Source organism: Maribacter sp. BPC-D8, assembly GCF_035207705.1.
In the GTDB taxonomy this organism is placed as follows: domain Bacteria; phylum Bacteroidota; class Bacteroidia; order Flavobacteriales; family Flavobacteriaceae; genus Maribacter.
The window spans coordinates 964,952-985,104 of the sequence record NZ_CP128187.1 but is presented as its reverse complement, the minus strand read 5'-3'; the positions used below and the strand labels follow the sequence as shown (position 1 = coordinate 985,104).

17 protein-coding genes and 1 other RNA gene are annotated in these 20,153 nt (G+C 32.8%); 12 read left to right on the top strand and 6 right to left on the bottom strand.

The window, feature by feature from the left end; all coding sequences use genetic code 11:
- The first annotated feature begins 69 nt into the window (after nucleotides 1–69).
- Entirely contained in the window at nucleotides 70–2,499 is a 2,430-nt protein-coding gene (pheT, locus tag QSV08_RS04370) for a phenylalanine--tRNA ligase subunit beta (protein WP_324026914.1), read from the top strand.
- On the opposite strand, the gene QSV08_RS04365 is transcribed toward pheT, so the two are convergent.
- The gene (locus QSV08_RS04365) at nucleotides 2,500–3,072 is read right to left on the bottom strand and encodes a fasciclin domain-containing protein (protein WP_324026912.1); all 573 of its coding nucleotides are present in this window, start codon (nucleotides 3,070–3,072) and stop codon (nucleotides 2,500–2,502) included.
- A 207-nt stretch (nucleotides 3,073–3,279) separates the two neighbouring features.
- Between QSV08_RS04365 and QSV08_RS04360 the strand changes: the two genes are divergently transcribed.
- Nucleotides 3,280–4,002 carry a hypothetical protein gene (locus tag QSV08_RS04360; RefSeq protein WP_324026910.1) on the top strand — a complete coding sequence of 241 codons (723 nt, stop codon included), beginning with the start codon at nucleotides 3,280–3,282 and terminating at the stop codon, nucleotides 4,000–4,002.
- Nucleotides 4,003–4,011: 9 nt separating this feature from the next.
- On the opposite strand, the gene QSV08_RS04355 is transcribed toward QSV08_RS04360, so the two are convergent.
- On the bottom strand, nucleotides 4,012–5,136 hold the full coding sequence (locus QSV08_RS04355) for a hypothetical protein (protein WP_324026908.1): 1,125 nt from the start codon (nucleotides 5,134–5,136) through the stop codon (nucleotides 4,012–4,014).
- A 32-nt stretch (nucleotides 5,137–5,168) separates the two neighbouring features.
- On the bottom strand, nucleotides 5,169–6,791 hold the full coding sequence (locus QSV08_RS04350; RefSeq protein WP_324026906.1) for an ABC-F family ATP-binding cassette domain-containing protein: 1,623 nt from the start codon (nucleotides 6,789–6,791) through the stop codon (nucleotides 5,169–5,171).
- Nucleotides 6,792–6,970: 179 nt separating this feature from the next.
- Between QSV08_RS04350 and QSV08_RS04345 the strand changes: the two genes are divergently transcribed.
- Nucleotides 6,971–8,353 (top strand): transaldolase, encoded by a 1,383-nt coding sequence (locus tag QSV08_RS04345; protein WP_324026904.1) that lies wholly within the window; start codon nucleotides 6,971–6,973, stop codon nucleotides 8,351–8,353.
- A 37-nt stretch (nucleotides 8,354–8,390) separates the two neighbouring features.
- Here QSV08_RS04345 and QSV08_RS04340 read toward each other — a convergent pair whose 3' ends face one another.
- Both QSV08_RS04340 and ffs read right to left on the bottom strand, forming a co-directional pair.
- Nucleotides 8,391–9,197 (bottom strand): SDR family oxidoreductase, encoded by an 807-nt coding sequence (locus QSV08_RS04340; protein ID WP_324026902.1) that lies wholly within the window; start codon nucleotides 9,195–9,197, stop codon nucleotides 8,391–8,393.
- Between the two features lie 90 nt (nucleotides 9,198–9,287).
- Nucleotides 9,288–9,386, bottom strand: an RNA gene (gene ffs / locus QSV08_RS04335) — signal recognition particle sRNA small type.
- Between the two features lie 133 nt (nucleotides 9,387–9,519).
- On the opposite strand from ffs, the gene QSV08_RS04330 reads away from it, so the two are divergent.
- The 8 genes from QSV08_RS04330 (at nucleotide 9,520) to QSV08_RS04295 (ending at nucleotide 17,401) form a co-directional block, all read left to right on the top strand.
- A complete protein-coding gene (locus QSV08_RS04330) occupies nucleotides 9,520–10,575 on the top strand; it encodes a glutaminyl-peptide cyclotransferase (RefSeq protein WP_324026900.1) in 1,056 nt (351 codons plus the stop codon).
- A gap of 4 nt (nucleotides 10,576–10,579) precedes the next feature.
- Complete coding sequence (locus tag QSV08_RS04325) at nucleotides 10,580–10,966, top strand: acyl-CoA thioesterase (RefSeq protein ID WP_282050000.1); 387 nt, start codon at nucleotides 10,580–10,582, stop codon at nucleotides 10,964–10,966.
- Nucleotides 10,967–10,992: 26 nt separating this feature from the next.
- Nucleotides 10,993–12,537, top strand: a complete 1,545-nt coding sequence (locus QSV08_RS04320; protein WP_324026898.1) for a hypothetical protein — start codon at nucleotides 10,993–10,995, stop codon at nucleotides 12,535–12,537.
- 144 nt (nucleotides 12,538–12,681) lie between these two features.
- Nucleotides 12,682–13,413, top strand: coding sequence for a LytR/AlgR family response regulator transcription factor (locus tag QSV08_RS04315; protein WP_324026896.1), 732 nt, complete (start codon nucleotides 12,682–12,684; stop codon nucleotides 13,411–13,413).
- A gap of 139 nt (nucleotides 13,414–13,552) precedes the next feature.
- Nucleotides 13,553–13,729 (top strand): hypothetical protein, encoded by a 177-nt coding sequence (locus QSV08_RS04310; RefSeq protein WP_324026894.1) that lies wholly within the window; start codon nucleotides 13,553–13,555, stop codon nucleotides 13,727–13,729.
- Nucleotides 13,730–13,821: 92 nt separating this feature from the next.
- Entirely contained in the window at nucleotides 13,822–15,897 is a 2,076-nt protein-coding gene (locus QSV08_RS04305; protein ID WP_324026892.1) for a tetratricopeptide repeat-containing sensor histidine kinase, read from the top strand.
- A 39-nt stretch (nucleotides 15,898–15,936) separates the two neighbouring features.
- Nucleotides 15,937–16,605: a histidine kinase gene (locus QSV08_RS04300; protein WP_324026890.1), complete on the top strand. Its 669-nt coding sequence runs from the start codon at nucleotides 15,937–15,939 to the stop codon at nucleotides 16,603–16,605.
- A 157-nt stretch (nucleotides 16,606–16,762) separates the two neighbouring features.
- Nucleotides 16,763–17,401, top strand: a complete 639-nt coding sequence (locus QSV08_RS04295) for a hypothetical protein (protein ID WP_324026889.1) — start codon at nucleotides 16,763–16,765, stop codon at nucleotides 17,399–17,401.
- 28 nt (nucleotides 17,402–17,429) lie between these two features.
- Here QSV08_RS04295 and glyA read toward each other — a convergent pair whose 3' ends face one another.
- Nucleotides 17,430–18,704 (bottom strand): serine hydroxymethyltransferase, encoded by a 1,275-nt coding sequence (gene glyA / locus QSV08_RS04290; protein ID WP_324026888.1) that lies wholly within the window; start codon nucleotides 18,702–18,704, stop codon nucleotides 17,430–17,432.
- 247 nt (nucleotides 18,705–18,951) lie between these two features.
- Here glyA and QSV08_RS04285 point away from each other — a divergent pair, with 247 nt between their 5' ends.
- On the top strand, nucleotides 18,952–20,136 hold the full coding sequence (locus tag QSV08_RS04285; protein ID WP_324026886.1) for a hypothetical protein: 1,185 nt from the start codon (nucleotides 18,952–18,954) through the stop codon (nucleotides 20,134–20,136).
- The last annotated feature ends 17 nt before the right edge of the window (nucleotides 20,137–20,153 follow it).

The window sequence follows — 20,153 nt, the reverse complement described above, 5'->3', positions numbered from 1 at the left end:
ATAAAGACTTCATAGCTTATTGAATGTATTAGGGCATTGTTTTATCTTTGCTACCTATAAATTTTTTGAATGAAAATATCATATAACTGGCTTAAACAGTTCATACAAATAGATTGGGAATCACAAAAAACCGGAGAACTTTTAACCGATTTAGGTTTAGAGGTCGAAGGTGTTGAGAAATTTGAATCTGTTAAAGGCGGATTAAAAGGTATTGTTGTAGGTCACGTATTAAGTTGCGAGAAGCATACAAATGCCGATAAGTTAAATGTCACTATGGTTGATATTGGCTTAGAAGCACCTGTACAAATTGTTTGTGGAGCTAAAAACGTAGCTGCCGGACAAAAAGTACCTGTAGCTACAATTGGCACAACATTATACACCGCTGAAGGTGAAGCTTGGACCATTAAGAAAGGGAAGATTAGAGGAGAAGAAAGCTTTGGGATGATTTGTGCCGAAGACGAATTAGGTCTTGGTAGCAGTCACGATGGCATAATGGTACTTGATAAAAATCTAAAAGTCGGAACTCCTTGTTCTGAAGTTTTTGACATTGAAGAGGATGAAGTTTTTGAAATTGGCTTAACACCAAACCGTGCTGATGCCATGAGTCATTTTGGTGTAGCAAGAGATTTAAAAGCAGGACTTAAACAAAAGGAAATCACTAAAGAACTGATTACCCCTTCTACAAGTCATTTCAATATTAACGACCGATCTCTTAAAATCGATGTTGATGTATTAAAAACGGAACTGGCTCCACGTTACTGTGGTGTTACATTAAGCAATTTAATTGTTCAGCCCTCGCCTACCTGGCTTCAAAATAGACTTAAGTCTATAGGTCTTACACCGAAGAACAATGTTGTAGATGCTACTAATTATGTGCTACACGAACTTGGGCAGCCGTTACACGCTTTCGATGCCAATAAGATAAAAGGTAATAAAATTTTGGTTCAGACTTTACCGAAAGGCACCAAATTCACTACCCTAGACGGAGTTGAGAGAACTTTACATGAAGATGACTTAATGATTTGTGATGCCGAAAAACCTTTGTGTTTAGCCGGTGTATTTGGCGGATTAGGTTCAGGAGTTACAGAAGAAACTACATCTATATTTTTAGAGAGTGCATACTTTAATCCGGTTTCAATTAGAAAATCAGCCAAAAGGCATGGCTTAAATACTGATGCTTCATTTAGATTTGAACGTGGTATCGATATTGAAAATGTAGAATACAGTTTAAAACGTGCTGCATTATTAATAAAGGAAATTGCTGGCGGAGAAATTACCTCTGACGTTTATGACCTCTACCCTAAAAAGCATCCTAATTTTGAAGTTTTTCTAGCGTTTGAAAAAATCAACAAGCTTATAGGTCAAGAAATTCCGCAAGACACTATTAAATCTATATTGGCATCTCTTGACATTAAAGTTAAGAATGTTACCGAAGCTGGGATGGGTCTTGAAGTACCATCTTACCGTGTTGATGTACAACGCCAAGTAGATGTTATAGAAGAAATATTAAGAGTTTATGGTTATAACAATGTTGCTTTTAGCCAAAAGTTGAATGCATCAATTGCTACTACAGAAGCAACTGCAGACCATACCATTCAAAACACCATTGGTAATGCATTGGTCGCAAAAGGTTACTATGAGATTTTAACCAATAGCTTAACGAATCCTGATTACACATCATTATTAGAAGATGAGGATGAAGAACGCAGGTCTATTGAAATTATTAACCCATTAAGTGGTGATCTTTCTGTTTTGCGTAGAACTTCGTTGTTCTCTGCTTTAGAAACTGCTAGTTATAATATTAACCGAAGAAGAGGTAATCTAAAATTGTTTGAATTTGGCAAAACATATTACGCCAAAGGTGATAAACGAATTGAACCAAAATACCTGAGTATTCTATTAACAGGAGACTCTGTTCAAGATAGCTGGACAACAAAAGCTGTACCTACCAACTTTTTTGAATTAAAGTCTATTGTTAAGTCGGTATTATTAAGACTTGGTTTGTCTGATTTAAAAAGTGAACCTACCACTTCTACAATATTCTCAGAAGGCTTAATATTTACAAACAAGAAAAAAGAATTGGTTTCTTTCGGGTTGATTAAAAAATCGATTCTAAAGCATTTTGATATAAAACAAGATATATTATATGCTGATTTTGATTGGGGAGCTGTTTTAAAACAAATTACGACATCACCTGTCACTTTTAAAGAAATACCTAAGCACCCAGAAGTAAAAAGAGATTTTGCGTTACTGTTAGATAATAAAGCTACTTACCGCGAATTACATGACCTTGCATTTGGTACAGAGCGTAAATATTTAAAAGACATGACTCTTTTTGATGTGTATGAAGGTGAAAATTTACCAGAAGGCAAGAAATCGTATGCAGTGAGCTTTACTTTGCAAGATGATAAAAGCACATTGACCGAAAAGCAAATAGAAAAGATAATGTCTAAATTACAAAGTACTTACGAACGTAATTTAGGAGCAACATTGCGTTAATTAAAGCATTTTTTCTGGAACTAAAACGGTATCAACCTCGTGAATGATGCCGTTAGATTGATTAGAATCTGCCGTTGTAATGATAGCACTATTACCAGATTTATCGGTAAGTACAATGTCTATACCTTTCATAGTTGCAGTTATTTTTTCACCTTGTATGGTAGTAAATTTTGCAATACCATTACCTCTACACATCGCTTTTAAAATACTAGAAGCCGATAATTTATCTGCTATTATATGGTAAGAAAGCATAGCTTTTAATGCCTTCTTATTTTCTGGATCAAACAACTTATCGATAGTAGCTTTTGATAGCTTTTCAAATGCAAGGTTAGATGGTGCAAAAACAGTAAATTCTCCGGTATAATCCAAAACCTTATCTAGGTTTGTAACTCTAAGTGCATTTAATAATGAAGAATGATTTTCGAAGGTTGCCGTGCGTTCTATAATAGACTTTTCCGATTGAATAGTTGATATTAGATTTTCAAAATTAAAATCAATCGCATTGTCCTGTGCATAGGTCTGAACCCCTAAAAATAGGGTACACAGGGACATGAGGGATGTCCATTTTTTCATAATAGGTGGTTATTAAGGGGCAAATGTTCTCAAAATCGATAAACGGTTCGATTTCGTCGTCAATATACAATTAGATGTCTTTGACACCTAACATATATTGTGCAATAGAAAAATTTTAACATTTTATTAACTTTTAATTAAGTTAAACAAGATTTTGACAAAATAACTAATTAACTAACTTTGAGTGTATTGCTAAAAAAGAAGTATATGTTGCTATCTAAAACAAATATTGAACAGAAACTTTCTAAAGTTAGAAATAAGCAGATTTTATCGGAAGATGAAAGAATGAAAGAGGTTTATAAAACTCTTTCAAATGTAGATGATGAATTAGATAGAATTGAACAAAATGTAATCAAAAGTAAAGGTATAGCTGACAATAATTTCAATGTAAATCTATTAGAAAGCTCTAAAATTTATCACATAGACGAAATCAAGCAAATTTGTATAGATTATCGTTTACGCTTTTTAGATACTAAATATTTTAAAGGAACAATACCAGCAGAAGCCTTGTCAAAAATTAAAAGTCTTGAAAGAGAACATAACTTAGAAATACAGGGATTTAAAATAATAGCACCTTCTAAACTTTTCAAGCTCGAAGATAAAGATGACCCTTTGCTATTTGCCCCTATCGGAAATGGGTATCATTATTTAATACATCAATGGGGAAATGACCTACACCCATTACGAAAGTTATTGATGTGGCCTTTTAAAAGTATTGTAAATCTAGCCTTTTTAGTTCTGCTGATGAGTTTTGCTACAACTTTGCTGATACCTAATGGACTTTTCTCTAAATCAAATACAAATGCTCAGTTTTGGATTTTATTCTTCTTTATGTTCAAGTGTATTGCTTCTGTGGTAATTTTCTACGGATTTGCATTGGGCAAAAACTTTAATCCGGCTATTTGGAACAGTAAATATTTCAACAGCTAATTACAAACGCTATTTTACAAATATGGTTTTTGGAACACCCTCTAAATCAATATTATCAATAAGTTTGAAATCAGGAGCAGGAGTTATTCTCAGAATTCCACCTTTATCTACTTGTCCTTTTTTCTGATAGCCTATTAAAACATAATTGTTCTTTTCATCATATGCTATTGATGTTGTTTGGGCTATACTGTACTTCATGTTCAATTCAGTTTCAGTTAAGAAATTTTCAAATAAATAAACTACAGTACTATTCTTTTCAAAATCATAAATCGCTGGTACTTCTTCAATTTCGGCACTTGGTATATTTTTTTGAAAATAAAATTTACCAGCGCTATCTAAGAAAAAATCTTTTGTAGTAACAAATCCAGGTTCTGTATTCTCACCATATGTGGTATACGATTTTTCTAAAGTAAAGGGATCTAAAGTGGTATGTAACTCTGGGTAGCTAATAATCACTTTACCAGCGTTATTAGTAAATAGACGCTGCGCATCTAAACCTAAATCTAATTCCATTAAAACTTCATTATCATCCAAATCAATTACCGATAAATGAAATTCGTCACTTACAAACTCATTTAACGTTAACACAAACAAACGATTTGATGACACAACAATATCAATTGGTTTCTTATCCAAAGAAATTTCCACAGGGTTAACTGTTGCATCATTAAGTAAATTTAGGCGAACTACAAATTGCTTGTCTTTACCCAATAACTCTCTTTCATATGCAATAGCAGCAAGTTCATTTGAATATGCCATTGCAAGTACATTTATTGAACATGCATCTATATCACTAAATAGGGATACTGACTCTGAAGATGAATCTTCTGCATTAAACCATTGAAATGTTGCTTGACAATTAGTAGTGGAGTAATACCCAATATCGTTTGTTGTACGATATTTTAGAGCATTTGAAGGAATGTTACTAAATGAGCTTACAGTGCTTTTTACAGCAAATTCATCATTCGCAGATGCCACAACAACACCATTTAACTGATTGTTATTTTGTAAAAAAACTGTGTAGTCAACTTGTACGTTAGCAACGATTTCTTCATCAACTTGTTCTGAAGATTTTTCGCATGCGAAGAAACTAAAGGCTAGCACAAAGCAAGCCACATATTTGTAGGTATTCATAAAACAACGATTTGGGTTAATCTATTCTATGCTTAATTAGCGTACATTTTGTTACGCTGATCTTTCAATGTCTTATCAGACATATAATCATCAAACGTTGAATACCTATCAATGTTGCCTTTTGGAGTTAATTCTATGATTCTATTTGCAACAGTTTGCGCAAACTCATGATCATGTGTGGTTAGCATTACAGTACCCTTAAAATTCTTGAGTGAATTATTAAATGCCGTAATACTTTCTAGATCCAAGTGGTTTGTTGGCTCATCTAACATTAATACATTAGCGCGCATTAACATCATTCTACTTAACATACAACGTACTTTTTCTCCTCCAGAAAGAACAGTACATTTTTTAAGCGCTTCTTCTCCACTAAATAACATTTTACCCAAGAAACCACGAATGTAAACTTCTTCGCGCTCTTCTTCTGTTTTAGCATATTGACGTAGCCAATCTACCAAATTGATGTTACCGGTAAAGAAACCTGAATTATCTGCAGGTAAATAAGATTGTGTAGTAGTAATACCCCACTGAAAAGTACCTTTATCTGCTTTTTTATTACCATTTATGATATCATAGAATGCTGAAGTAGCTCTTGAATCTCTTGATATTATAGCAATTTTATCTCCTTTTGCCAAGTTGATGTTTACATTGCTGAACAATGGCTCACCTTCATCGGTTGAAGCAGAAAGTCCTTCAACGTTTAAAATCTGATCACCTGCCTCACGCTCTCTGTCAAAAATAATTGCAGGATACCTACGGCTAGATGGCTTAATATCATCAATCTTTAATTTAGAAAGCATTTTCTTACGAGAAGTAGCTTGCTTACTTTTTGCAACGTTTGCACTAAAACGAGCAATAAATTCTTGTAATTCTTTTGCTTTTTCTTCTGCCTTCTTATTTTGTTGTGCACGTTGACGAGCCGCTAACTGACTACTCTCATACCAAAATGTATAGTTACCAGAATATAAATTCAATTTTCCGAAATCAATATCACCTATATCAGTACACACCGTATCTAAGAAGTGACGGTCATGACTTACTACAATTACCGTATTTTCATAATCTGCCAAGAAGTTCTCTAACCAACTGATTGTTTCATAATCCAGGTCGTTGGTAGGCTCATCCATAATCAATACATCAGGATTACCGAATAATGCTTGAGCCAAAAGTACACGTACTTTTAATTTAGAATCAAGAACTGACATTAAAGTAGGATGCAATTCTGCACTAATACCTAAATTCGAAAGTAATGCCGCTGCGTTGCTATCTGCGTTCCAACCGTTCATTTCTTCAAACTTCACCTGCAACTCCCCTATTCTATCAGCATTTTTATCATCGTAATCTGCATAAAGGGCATCGATTTCTTTTTTGATTTCATAAAGTGGTTTGTTTCCCATAACCACCGCTTCTAATACCGTAAAGTCATCAGCCGAGTTATGATTCTGTTCTAATATTGACATTCTTTTACCTGGCTCTAAATGAACATGACCAGAAGTTGGATCCATTTGCCCAGCAAGAATTTTCAAAAAAGTAGATTTACCAGCACCATTGGCGCCAATAATACCGTAGCAATTACCTTGTGTAAAAGCAACGTTTACTTCATCGAACAACACTCGTTTACCAAATTGAACAGAAAGATTAGAAACAGATAACATAGAAACAAAATTTTAAAAATCCGTGCAAAAATACTGAATTTCTAGGCTTACACTACCTAGTTTAGCATCAAATTCGACAAAAGATTATTAAGTTAGAGGTTAACAACATTTAACTAGCTATTAACAACATCTGGTGATAAGGTTTGTTATTTTTGACTATCACCTGTCCCATATACTATATGATAAGAATTTTACTCTCTGCATCCATAGCCTTATTAATGGGTTGTTCCTCCACAAAAAAAGATTCTGAAACAGTATTGTTTGCTGGTGAAATAGTGAATCCTACGAGTGACCAAGTGGTATTATTAAAAGGCGGTATAAAGGTCGATTCTGCAAAGATTGATGACAAAAACCGATTTGAGTTTAAACTTTCTTCTATTGAAAACGGTTTATATCACTTTAATTTAGCTCCAGAACATCAATATGTATACTTAGAAAAAGGCGATAGTCTTATGGTTAGACTAAATACCATCTATTTTGATGAGTCTTTAGTTTTCTCTGGTACTAATGAAGAAACCAATAATTTTCTACTGGAGTTATTTCTAGCAACAGAAGAAGAAGACTCGGCAATGTATTCTGAGTATTACGAATTAGAACCAATAGACTTCGCAGATAAGATACGTTCTTTAAGACAAGACAAAGTTGCTATATTAAACGAGTTAAATTCAGAAAATCAAATTTCTGAAGAAGCAATTAAGTTATTAACTGGTAGTATAGATTACACGTATAATAGATATAAAGAAATTTACCCCTTTCAACATAAAAGAAAAACTGCTGAGGAAAATCTTCATGATTTACCTAAGGACTTTTACTCGTATAGAAATCAAATAGATTACGGGGATCATACATTGACCTATCTTAGACCTTACTACGATTTCATGAAGGCTCATTTTGGAAACTTATCATATATGAGTTGTAAAAATGAATGCCAGAACGCTCATGAAGACGAAAGCAAGCAATTACATTACAAGAAACATAAATTACACCTAATTGACAGTCTTGTTATTGAAAAAGAATTGAGAGATAATCTTTTTAGAAATGTAGCATTTGACTATTTATTAAAGAAAAAAGATGCACCTGAAAACACAGAAATATTCTTAACTGAATTCAAGAAAGTTTCTAAAAACAATATGCATTTAGAAGAAATTGAAAACCTTTATCAAGGTATTGCAAATCTTCAACCTACAAAGGTTATTCCCGATTTAAAGGTGATGACCTTCAACAATCAAAGCAAAACATTAACTGAAATTGCAGCAAACAAAAAAGTTTTATTTTATTTCTGGTCTGGCACTAACAAAAAGCAATACTTAGATATATTTAAACGAGTTTCTATCCTTAAAGAAAAGAAACCTGACCATGAGCTTATCGGTATTAATATTAAAACCGATTATGACCAATGGAAAACTATTATAGCTACGCTTGGTGTAGATTCTTCATCACAATATCATAGCAATGATTTTAAAGAGCTTACCGAGAAATTAGTACTCTACCCTATGAATAAAGCTATTATAACTGAAAATGCAGTAATAGTTGATGGCTTTTCTAATATCTACAAGAACTAGTAAACTAAAATTTTTCTGTAGAATTTACTCTAAATTGTTACGAACTATGACCTTCAAGCAATTTCTCAAACCAAAGACCTGGTAATAAATTCTTGAGTGTTAAAGAGAATTTTTGAATAAATGAACCCACCTTATAATGAGGTTTAGGATTTTTAGTCTCTATAATTTTAGCAATCTTCTTAGCCACATCAGCTGGATTACCACCACTATCCACATCTGCATCAATAGCTTCTAGAGTATTCTTATAAGCGTTTCTGTAAGCTGAATTTTCATATACAGGAGTATGATATCTACCTGAAGCAATATTAGTAGCAAAATCGCCAGGCGCCAATGTTGTAAGCTTCACACCAAAAGCTTTAGTCTCCATTCTGTAACTCTCGGTTACAATTTCTAATGCTCCTTTTGATGCTGAATAGATTCCTCTAAATGGCAGCCCCATATAACCTGCAATAGAAGTTATATTAACAATAAGACCATCTTTCTGCTCGCGCATAACGGGCAAAACATTGTTCATTACATTTAAGGGTCCGTTGAAATTGGTAGCAAAGGCTTTTAAAACTTCTTCGTGAGGGGTTTCTTCCATTGGTCCAGTTATACCAACGCCTGCATTATTAATTAACACATCAATTCTAGTTTCAAGTTTAAGTAATGATGAAATACAACTTTTTATGGTTTCTTCATCTCTAACATCCATCTCTAAAAGTGGAAAATGTGAAAATGAAGGATATTTACTTTTGCTACGTGTTGTACCGTAAACATTATACCCTTTTTCCTTTAAATGAATGCCTATTGCTTTGCCAATACCTGAAGATCCACCTGTAATTAGTACTACTTTTGTTTTCATTTTATAGAAAATAAGCGATGCTAAACGTTATATAGAATTGGTTTTGAACATGTTACCTTAAATTTAAAAATCTCACTTTAAGGCACAAAAAAAAGGCAAGCTACCTACATCGCACCGCTACGACCATATACCCTTGCTGTGTTCCCACCCTGGGGGATTCTACAGGAGCTGGTCGTGTAGGACTTGCCAGGTGCAAATATACAATCTTTTAAAACTTTGACAATCCTTTAGTTTCTAATTTTTATGAATTAAATTGCCTATTAATAACAAGAAACCCTTCTTGTACTCACGTATTACATAAACTTAAACACCCGTTTTCTTAATGAAAATTGCAAACTTTTTCTGTATCGTACTTATTACCAGCTTATTTACCGCTTGCGGCAGTGGCAATCAAAAACCATCATCTCTATTCGAAATTAGCTTAGAGAAAAATGTAAATCAAGTTCATCTGAACCAAGAAATCGGTGTTAGTATTAAAAATAAAAAGGAAAAACAGATAGAAAGCGTTGAATATAGCATTGATGGCACCAAAATTCCGGTCAATAATGATAAAATAAAAATTGATTTACCCACATTAGGAAACAAAATTCTAACGGCAAAAATTACTTTTGATGGTGAAACCGTCGATATCAATAAAAATCTGAAAGTACTTTCTGATAAAGCTCCTGAAATTTATACTTATACCATCATCAATGAATACCCACACGATACTAAAGCGTATACACAAGGCTTAGAATTTCATAATGATACCCTATATGAGTCTACAGGAAAAAAGGGACAGTCGTTCTTAAGAAAATTAGATTTTAAAACTGGAGAAGTTTTTGAACAAATAGATTTAGACGAAACTTATTTCGGAGAAGGCATAACCATATTAAACAATAAAATCTATCAGCTTACATGGCAAAGCGGTCTAGGTTTTATATATGATTTAAACTCTTTCAAAAAATTAGACAATTTTCAATACGGAAAAAGTCGTGAAGGCTGGGGATTAACAAACGACGGCTCTAAAATTTTTAAAAGTGATGGCACAGAAAAAATATGGTTTGTGAATCCAGATACGATGACGGAGGAAGGCTATATAGAAACAGTAACCAATTCATCAATATTTAATTCAGCCAACGAATTAGAATATGTAGACGGAAAAATTTACGCCAACGTTTATCAAAAACCAAGTGTTATGATTATTGATAGTAAAACAGGCGCTATAGAAGGTGTTATCAATTTTAGCGGTTTAAGTGAAATCATTACCAAAACTGAAAATTGGGATAAAACAAATTACGTGCTAAACGGTATAGCGTATCACCCAGAACGCAAGACCTTTTTTGTTACCGGTAAGTTCTGGGACAAAATGTTTGAAGTGCAAATAGAGAAAAAGTAACAATATGGCATTTCAAAAAGAGATTGTTGTTTCGCATGACGATTTAGACGATTTAAACCATGTAAACAATGTACGTTATGTACAGTGGATACAAGACATTTCTAAAGAACACTGGCAAACAGTAGCAACTGCAAAAATGCAGCAAGATGTTATTTGGGTAGTATTAACTCATCATATAGAATATAAGCGGGCAGCAGTATTAGATGACCCAATTGTTATATCTACACACATAGAATCTAGCTCTGGTGCTAAATGTGTTAGAATTGTAGAGATGAAACACGGCACTACCAACAAATTACTGGTTAGATCAAGTACAGAATGGTGTCTTCTTGATAGTAAATCTTACAGACCAATACGAATTCCTGAAGAGATCAAAGAAATTTTCCTTTAATTTAGATGCTGTAAAACCATTTTAGCGTGCGCCTTAGAATCTTAACTGTACTCACTATTTTATTTATTATTCTATGGAGTGCCTCTTGTAGAAAAGATTTTGAATACGCCCCAAGTAACGGTCATCTCTCATTTTCTAAAGACACGGTTTACCTAGATACCGTTTTCTCTAATATTGGTAGCAGCACCTATACAATAAAAGTCTATAACGATACTAAAGATGATATCATTATACCTACTATTACTCTTAAAAATGGTGTTGAAAGTTTTTACAGATTAAATGTTGACGGAGTTGCGGGCAAAGAATTCGAAAACATTCCGCTTTACGCTGAAGACAGCCTTTTTATTTTAGTCGAAACAACTATAGAGATTAACGATAACACACTAAACGAGCTCTTATACACTGATGCTATTCAATTTGATAGCGAACCCTTTCAACAATCTGTTGAATTAGTGACCTTAGCAAAAGATGCTATATTACTATATCCTAATATAAACCAGAATAACAGCACAGAAGCTATTGTGCTTTATAATGATGAATCAGGAAACCCAATTGAAATAGAAGGCTTTACAGTTCCTAATGAACATTTAAATTTCACAAAAGATAAATCTTACGTTATCTATGGTTACGCCATTGTGCCAAACGGACATGAACTTATTATTGATGCAGGTGCGCGTGTACATTTTCATCAGAATTCTGGAATTTTAGTGCAAAATGGGGGCACGATTAGTATAAACGGAGAATTAAGCGAAAATGAAGAGCTATTAGAAGGAGAAGTTATTTTTGAAGGTGACAGACTTGAAACCGAGTTCAACAATATACCAGGGCAATGGGGAACAATTTGGATAAGTGCAGGGAGTAAGAATAACTCCATTAATCATTTAACTATTAAGAATGCTGAATTAGGCTTATTTGTTGAGGGAAAAGAGAATGATCCAGAAGAAACCTTGTCCATAACAAACAGCCAGATAGTTAATAGCTCTAGATATAATCTCTGGACTAGAAATGCCCACGTAAATGCTGCCAATATCGTATTAGGTAGCGCAGGTAGCTCTTCTCTTTATATAGAGAATGGTGGTAATTACTCATTTACGCATGCAACAATTGCTAACTATTGGAACAAAGGGTTTCGATTTAATGCTAGTTTAGCTATTAGCAACACTTCGATTACCAACTCAAATATCGGATTTGATTTATTGACTGCAGATTTTAAGAACTGTATCATCGACGGAAATAGCACTAATGAAATTTTGCTTCAGAGCAATAATCAAAATTCTTTCAACTTCAGTTTTCAAAATTGTTATATCAAATTCAGCGAAAATCAATCTTCCGTTGAAAATAATATATTTTACGATTTCGAAGATGAAGCCCACTACCCCAATGTTATTTTAAATGGAGAATTGGATTATTTTCGTTCATTCGATAATGATTTTAGAATTGGGCTAGATTCTGAAGTCATCAATAAAGGTGACTTAAATATTGCGAATTCAATTCCGTTAGATATTATAGGAACAACAAGAATTCTTGAGCCAGATTTAGGGGCTTATCAAGCAATCGAGAAAGATTTTTAATCATAATACGAGAATAAATGAAAGATTTTTCTCTCACAAGTCCCGTAAACACTCATTTTATCAACATGTCCTCTCTTTTTATAAGGACATTCTAGGTCTTCTTTTTCTTACCTATGTTTAATTTCGTAGTATACGTTATTTCATTTGAATTATACTTACACCATAATCGACTCTGATGCTGTTTCAAATTTGCAGTTGCATGCATTTTTGGATGCATATGGTGACTTTGAATGTATAAACACTACCAACACCCCTTCAGACGGATTAAATGATATTTTAAAGTACGCTCCAGATATTGTTTTTATCAATCTTAACAATGACTATTCATCTGTATTTTTAATGGTTACTGAAATTCACCAATATATGAATCAGCTACCTATTTTAATTGGTATTGCATCTACAAAGAATTACGCGTACGATGCCATTAAAAATGGATTCTTCGATTACTGGCTACAACCATATAATGAATTCGATATTCGCAAATCATTATTGAAACTGCAAAAAAGAATGCCAAAAGAGAAGGCGCCCGCTACTATATGCCTAAAATCTTACAACGATTTTCAATACCTAAATACAAACGATATCCTCTACTTAAAGGCAGATAACAATACTACCGAATTTTTCATGAAAGACGGTACAATTATCAACGCCTATAAAACGTTAAAGACTTTTGAAAATACTTTGCCCGATAATTTTATGCGTGTTCACCAAAGTTATATTGTAAACACGAGTTATGTATCTCGTATCAACTTCGGAAAATCTATCTGCGCAATTAAAGCGGTAAACGAGAATATTCCTTTTTCAAAGACATACAGAGAGAATATGAATAACCTTAAGAATATTCTGTCTAAAAACACCTTTTCTTCTTTAAATTAAAGAATTCTCTCACAACTGGTTCGTTTACTAACAGAATTGGGTCATCTACTTAAGACTTAAAATATTGCCTTCGTTGCTCAACGAACAGTAGTACTTTGGTTGTATCATAAACCAAAAACCCCTAAAAAACAGAAACAGTATGAAAAAAATAACAAGTATTTTAGCAGTTGCCGTAATGACAATAGGTATGGCAACATCAATTATTCAAAACACAGCTAATGACTTTGATTTCATGAACGATATTTCAAAAGCTTTAACTTGTAATGATTGTTACATGCCACCTGCAGATAGAAAACCGCCAAAAGGTATTGCATAAATAAGCTCTATAAAACAAAAATAGCCTTTAACAATCATGTTAAAGGCTATTTTTTTATACCTTGGTTTTTAATCCTTATAAAATCATTTTTTTTGAACAAGTCTTATTTTTACATAATAATACTCTTTCTACTTTGCCTCAGTTGTTCAAAAACAAAACCTGAAAAGGTAATTCAAGAAACACCTACAACTTTAGACAGTATTTCGGTCTGGGCATCTGAAAGCAATAAACCTGAAATAAAAAAAGAAGATAAGTTAGCCTTACAATTAAAAGCATTTAATCTTGCTAAAAATATAGGCAATGACTCTCTAAAAGCGCTATACTTCTCAAACCTTTCTTACAACAACAATTTTATTACTGATAGCTTATTATTCAGGAAAGTAAATAAACAAGCCATTTTGCTTAATAAACACATTAAAGATTCATCTGCTATTGGCAATGCCTATTGGGATTTGGCATTTTTTTTTGAAAGATATAATGTTAAGGATAGCGCCTTTTACAATTATTCAGAAGCATTAAATATTTTTGATGTCATAGATGATAAATCTAGCATTGGACAAATGTATTTGAGTATGGCAGTCATTCAAATGAAAATCAAAGATTATATAGGCAGCGAAGCAAATGCCGTAAAAGCTATAGAAAATTTCAAGTCGATTGAAGACAATAAAAAACTATCTGATTGTTATAATCTTTTAGGTATAGTTTTGAACGATTTAGAAGAATATGACAAATCACTATCCTACTACAAAGAATCATTATTTTATCTAAACAAGACTCCCAATTTCAATATTAGCGAAGCCACTATTATAAATAACATTGGAGTAACCTATAGAAACAACGCACAGTACCTGCAAGCGATTGAAAATTTTGAAAAAGTTTTAAGCACGAATAACCTGTTTGTAAAAAACTCCAACCTTTACGCCAAAGCAATAAGCAACCTTGCTACTTCTAAATTTTACAACAAAGACACCATAGATGTTGAAAATCTTTTAATCAAAGCAATTGAAATTAAGCAGAAAGATAATGACCTAGGTAGCTTATCCTCAAGTTATTATAATTACGCAGAATACAAGGCTTTCGCTAAAGACACTATAAGTGCAGTAATCAAAGCCAAAGAATCTGAAAGGTTAGCCTATGCTGGAAATTCAAATGAGCAGCTTTTAAAAACATGGCAATATTTAGCAATCTTAGACAAACAATATGCTACGGACTATTTTAAAAAGTTTACTACACTTAATGATAGCCTACAAAAAGAAGACCGTAAGCAGCAAAATAAATTTGCCCGCATACGCTTTGAAACCGATGAATTTATAGCTGAAAATATAGAGTTAGAAAGTGAGAAAGAAGTGCTCTCAAAACAAAAGCAAATTTGGATTGGTATTGCCACCGGATTCTTTTTACTTGGTCTTTCTGTCTATATCATAATCAATCAGCGTGCAAAAAATCAAAAACTTAGGTTTGACCAACAGCAGCAAGCAAACAACCAAGAGATTTTCAATTTAATGTTAATGCAAAAACAGAAAGTTGATGAAGTAAAACGACTCGAACAAAAGCGAATATCAGAAGAGTTACATGATGGTGTACTTGGAAAAATGCTTGGTGCCCGAATGATATTAACAGGCTTAAATAAGCGTGCTACCGATGAAGCCATTCAAGAAAAATCTAAAGCACTCGGATCATTACAAGAAATTGAGAATGAAATACGATCAATATCTCACGAGTTAAGCCATAGTGCTTATCAAAAAATAAATAATTTTACAGATTCTGTTGAAACCCTACTTGCAAACAACAAAAATGCAAACATTAAAACTATCTTTCATTTTAACGAAGATGAAAATTGGGATAGCTTAGCTGGCGATATTAAAATTAATGTGTACCGAATAATACAAGAAACGTTTCAAAACGCTATTAAACACTCTAAATGCACATACTTCGAAGTTACCTTCTATAGAAACGACGATCAATTCAATATTATCATGAGCGATAACGGTATCGGTTATAATATTAATAAAGGTAAAAAAGGGATAGGCATTAGAAATATTACCTCTAGAATGGATAAACTAAAAGGAAGCTTTCATATAGATTCTACTGAAGGGCAAGGCACTACGATCTCCCTTAATATTCCAGTAAATTTAGGTATTAAAAAAACTGTCGATAATAATACCTAATATAAAAACGTTTAGTAAATTACAATAGAATCGTAATTTATGAACACTGTACGAATTTTAGCGGTAGATGATCACGAAATGACTGCTCTTGGATATAAATATATTCTTGAGGATTCTGAATTTACCGACTTTAATGTTAAAGTCGAAATCGCTACAAGTTTCGAAAAAGGTAAAACCAAAATTGAAAACTCTAAGCGGGCCGTACCTTACGATGTTATTTTATTAGACATTCAATTATTCTCGCCAGAATCTAAAGATCCCAGAACAGGTATTGACCTGGGCATTGTAGCCAGAACTGAAGTACCCAATTCAAAGGTGGTATTCATGTCTTCGTACAGTGACAATTATAGAATAAACAACATTTTCAAAACTGTAAACCCAGATGGGTATATGGTTAAATCTGAAATTGATGAAATGTCGCTTAAAACTATGGTAGAAACTATTGTAAATAATTCACCTTACTACACTGCTAGTGCATTATCTGCCATTCGCCGAAGAATGTCTACCAATATTGTTATCGATGAACAAGATCAAAAGATTCTATATCATCTTTCTCAAGGCATACACACAAGAGATATTGCCCCATTAATTGGTTCTGCCAATACTACGGTAGAAGCTCGAAAAAGGCAACTAAAAGCACTCTTTGATGTTAAAAATGGAAACGACCTTGCCTTGATAAATGAAGCAAAAACACGGGGCTTTTTATAAATAACACCCTTTGTCATAACTTTCTGAAAATCATATGTTTATGATTTTTTAAATCATTTTATCATAATATCCTCCGAAATTCTAAGGTTTTCCTAAGTCAAATTGCAAAGTGAGAAAAGTATCTTTAGGTTAAAGAATGCTATAAATTTCCGCCTTTATGCCTTTTAACTACGAAAACTTTATTAATAATTCAAAACTAGAATACACTAAAGAAATTTCTGGTATCGATGAATTTCTAAGTGCTATTGGCTTTCATTACTTCTCTAATGTAAAGCTTAACAACAAGCATATTACCTTTAATTCTATTAGTTTAGTTTTAGAAGTTTCATGTAATTTAGATTTACTTGAATTACTTGCTCATTTCAACACAGGTAGATGGGGAAATAGCGGAAAAGAAGATTCTCCTTTACATATTGCATTAGAGACTCTTGATATAAAAAATCAATATAACATTGATATTGAAGAACTTACGTTATTCTTAAACGACACTAGTATTGTTATAAAAAGAATTTATGACAGGAGTATATCAACGCAATTAAATGATATTTTAAAACAAATAGCATTTAATTATGTGTTTTTAACGAGAGGACTTACTCAAAAACCTTATGAAATTTTTGTTCCAATATTCGAAGATTATATTGAGAATATAGAAGCTGAAGACGAGCAAATAAATATAGCGCCAAAATCTTATTCAGAATTTTGGGGCATTTACTTAGATAAAGATGATGAGGCTTCTATTTACGACGTAAATAAGAATACTTATGTTAGTGGTGATTTAGAGTTTTTATCAGAATAAAAACTCTAAATCAATTACTAACTTTTAGTTATGCATTAAAAATTGGTCTTGTATTCATCATTGCATTAACCTTCTCTTTCACTTCTTTTATAATAGTTTCATTTTCAGGATTTGTAATAACCTGATCAATAAAATCTACTACTTTTTCCATATCGCTTTCAACTAAACCTCTAGTGGTTATTGCTGCTGTTCCAAAACGAATACCAGAAGTTACAAATGGAGATTTATCATCAAAAGGCACCATATTTTTGTTAGCCGTAATATCTGCTAAAACCAAAGCTTTCTCAGCATCTTTACCAGAAATATCTTTATTTCTAAGATCAATCAGCATCATGTGATTATCTGTACCATCAGAAATGATATTGTAACCTCGTTTTACAAAAGATTTAGCCATTGCATCGGCATTTGTCTTTACCTGAGCAATATATGTTGCATATGATTCTGTCAACGCTTCACCAAAAGCAATTGCCTTACCTGCGATAACATGTTCTAATGGACCACCTTGATTTCCTGGAAAAACAGCTAGGTCTAACAACGCAGACATTTTTCTAAGATTTCCGTTTTTAAGTTTGATACCAAACGGATTTTCAAAATCAGAACCCATCAATATTAATCCTCCTCTTGGTCCTCTTAACGTTTTATGAGTTGTTGTGGTTACAATATGACAATGAGGAATCGGGTTATTCAAAAGTCCCTTCGCAATCAATCCTGCAGGGTGAGAAATATCTGCCAATAAAATAGCATTCACACTATCTGCAATCTTACGAAAACGCTCAAAATCCATATCTCTAGAATATGCAGAAGCTCCAGCTATAATAAGCTTTGGCTGTTCTTTTGTAGCTACTTCTTGAATTTTATCATAATCTAACCTTCCAGTTTCTTTATCTACCCCGTAAAACACCGGGTTATATAATCTACCTGAAAAATTAACAGGTGAACCGTGTGTTAGGTGACCACCATGAGATAAATCGAATCCTAAAATTTTATCGCCTGGCTGTAAACAAGCGTGATATACTGCTGCATTAGCTTGAGAACCTGAATGAGGTTGCACATTTGCATAAGCCGCACCAAATAGCTCTTTTGCTCTATCAATAGCCAACTGCTCTACTTTATCAACTACTTCGCAACCGCCGTAATATCTTTTACCAGGATACCCTTCAGCATACTTATTTGTAAGTACTGAGCCTTGAGCTTCCATTACCTGAGGACTAGTAAAATTTTCAGAGGCAATTAATTCAATGCCATTGATTTGACGTTGTCTCTCTTCTTCAATTAAATTAAAAATAGTGGTGTCGCGTTGCATGATGATATTTCTTTTAAATAAGTTGCAAAAATACAAATAGCGTATCTATTGAAATGCAAAAAAGAGTACAAACACATAACTTATTTATTAAAATAAGTTAATAACTATACTGTTATACCATATCAAAAAAATTAGAGATTATTGCATCTCACCGAAAATATACTATTCCTTATCCTATTACGTTTAATAATAACCCTTTTATGGCACGGCTGTTGAATAGCTATTATAAATCATAAAAATAATAGACATGAAAAAATTTCTACTATTTAGTTTTATCGGGCTACTACTTTCATGTAGTGGCGTCAAAAAAACGCAGGAGGCTCTGAACTCTGGTAATTACGAGACTGCAATTAATAAGGCAGTAATGAATATTGCAGAGAATAAGACTAAAAAAAGCAATCAGCAATATATAGTTCTTCTTGAAGAAGGGTATAAAAAAAATACCGAAAGAGAGTTGCAACATATTAAATTCCTTAAAAAGGATGGTAACGCTGCAAACTATGAAGAGATTTTTAACGCCTATGGTAGATTAAAATCTATTCAAGAGCGAATTCGCCCGTTACTGCCGTTACAAATTCAAGATGAAGGCAGAAGAGCGCAATTCAGCTTTAAGAATTATGATGATGATATCATCGCTGCAAAATCTAAATTATCTGAGTTTTTATACAACAAAGCAAATACACTTTTAACTGACGCTAACTATAAAGCTGATTTTAGAAATGCATACAATGATTTAAATTATTTACAGGAAATAAATCCGAATTATAAAGATGTAATATCTAATATAGATGAAGCATATCAAAAAGGCTTAGATTATGTTATTGTTGATATGACAAACAATACAAATCAGATAATACCAAAAAGGCTAGAAGATGAACTTTTAAATCTGAATACATACGGACTGAACTCTAACTGGACAGAATACCATACGAACAGAATACAAAATCAAGTGTATGATTATCAAATGGAAGTTTCTTTTCAAGACATAAACATCTCGCCTGAACAAATTAGAGAGAAACAAATTAGCAAGGAAAGACAAATTAAAGACGGTTATACTTTTGTAGAAGACCGCAATGGCAATGTAGTTTCTGACAGTTTAGGCAATAGTATTAAAGTTGACAAATTTAAAACGGTACGCTGTAATTTTTATCAGTTTACGCAGTTTAAAAGTGCACAGGTAACTGGTGTCGTCAATTTTATAGACTTAAAGAAACAACAAAAAATAAATCAATATCCATTATCTAGTCAATTCGTATTCGAACATATTTATGCTAATTACGATGGCGATAAAAGAGCATTAGATAATGACTTGGTTTCTCTTTTACAACTCGCAAGGGTACCATTCCCCAGCAATGAACAAATGGTTTATGATGCCGGTGAAGATTTAAAGAATAATCTTAAAAATATATTGAACAATCAAAGTTTTAATTAAAAAAAAGCCCCGTTATT

Bases quoted from the DNA above. Each gene is read 5' to 3' on its own strand.
- QSV08_RS04295 (WP_324026889.1), top strand. From the start codon at position 16,763: ATGCCTTTTAACTACGAAAACTTTATTAATAATTCAAAACTAGAATAC.
- pheT (WP_324026914.1), top strand. From the start codon at position 70: ATGAAAATATCATATAACTGGCTTAAACAGTTCATACAAATAGATTGG.
- QSV08_RS04350 (WP_324026906.1), bottom strand. From the start codon at position 6,791: ATGTTATCTGTTTCTAATCTTTCTGTTCAATTTGGTAAACGAGTGTTG.
- QSV08_RS04300 (WP_324026890.1), top strand. From the start codon at position 15,937: ATGAACACTGTACGAATTTTAGCGGTAGATGATCACGAAATGACTGCT.
- QSV08_RS04360 (WP_324026910.1), top strand. From the start codon at position 3,280: ATGTTGCTATCTAAAACAAATATTGAACAGAAACTTTCTAAAGTTAGA.
- glyA (WP_324026888.1), bottom strand. From the start codon at position 18,704: ATGCAACGCGACACCACTATTTTTAATTTAATTGAAGAAGAGAGACAA.
- QSV08_RS04340 (WP_324026902.1), bottom strand. From the start codon at position 9,197: ATGAAAACAAAAGTAGTACTAATTACAGGTGGATCTTCAGGTATTGGC.
- QSV08_RS04330 (WP_324026900.1), top strand. From the start codon at position 9,520: ATGAAAATTGCAAACTTTTTCTGTATCGTACTTATTACCAGCTTATTT.
- QSV08_RS04325 (WP_282050000.1), top strand. From the start codon at position 10,580: ATGGCATTTCAAAAAGAGATTGTTGTTTCGCATGACGATTTAGACGAT.
- QSV08_RS04355 (WP_324026908.1), bottom strand. From the start codon at position 5,136: ATGAATACCTACAAATATGTGGCTTGCTTTGTGCTAGCCTTTAGTTTC.
- QSV08_RS04310 (WP_324026894.1), top strand. From the start codon at position 13,553: ATGAAAAAAATAACAAGTATTTTAGCAGTTGCCGTAATGACAATAGGT.
- QSV08_RS04365 (WP_324026912.1), bottom strand. From the start codon at position 3,072: ATGAAAAAATGGACATCCCTCATGTCCCTGTGTACCCTATTTTTAGGG.
- QSV08_RS04345 (WP_324026904.1), top strand. From the start codon at position 6,971: ATGATAAGAATTTTACTCTCTGCATCCATAGCCTTATTAATGGGTTGT.
- QSV08_RS04285 (WP_324026886.1), top strand. From the start codon at position 18,952: ATGAAAAAATTTCTACTATTTAGTTTTATCGGGCTACTACTTTCATGT.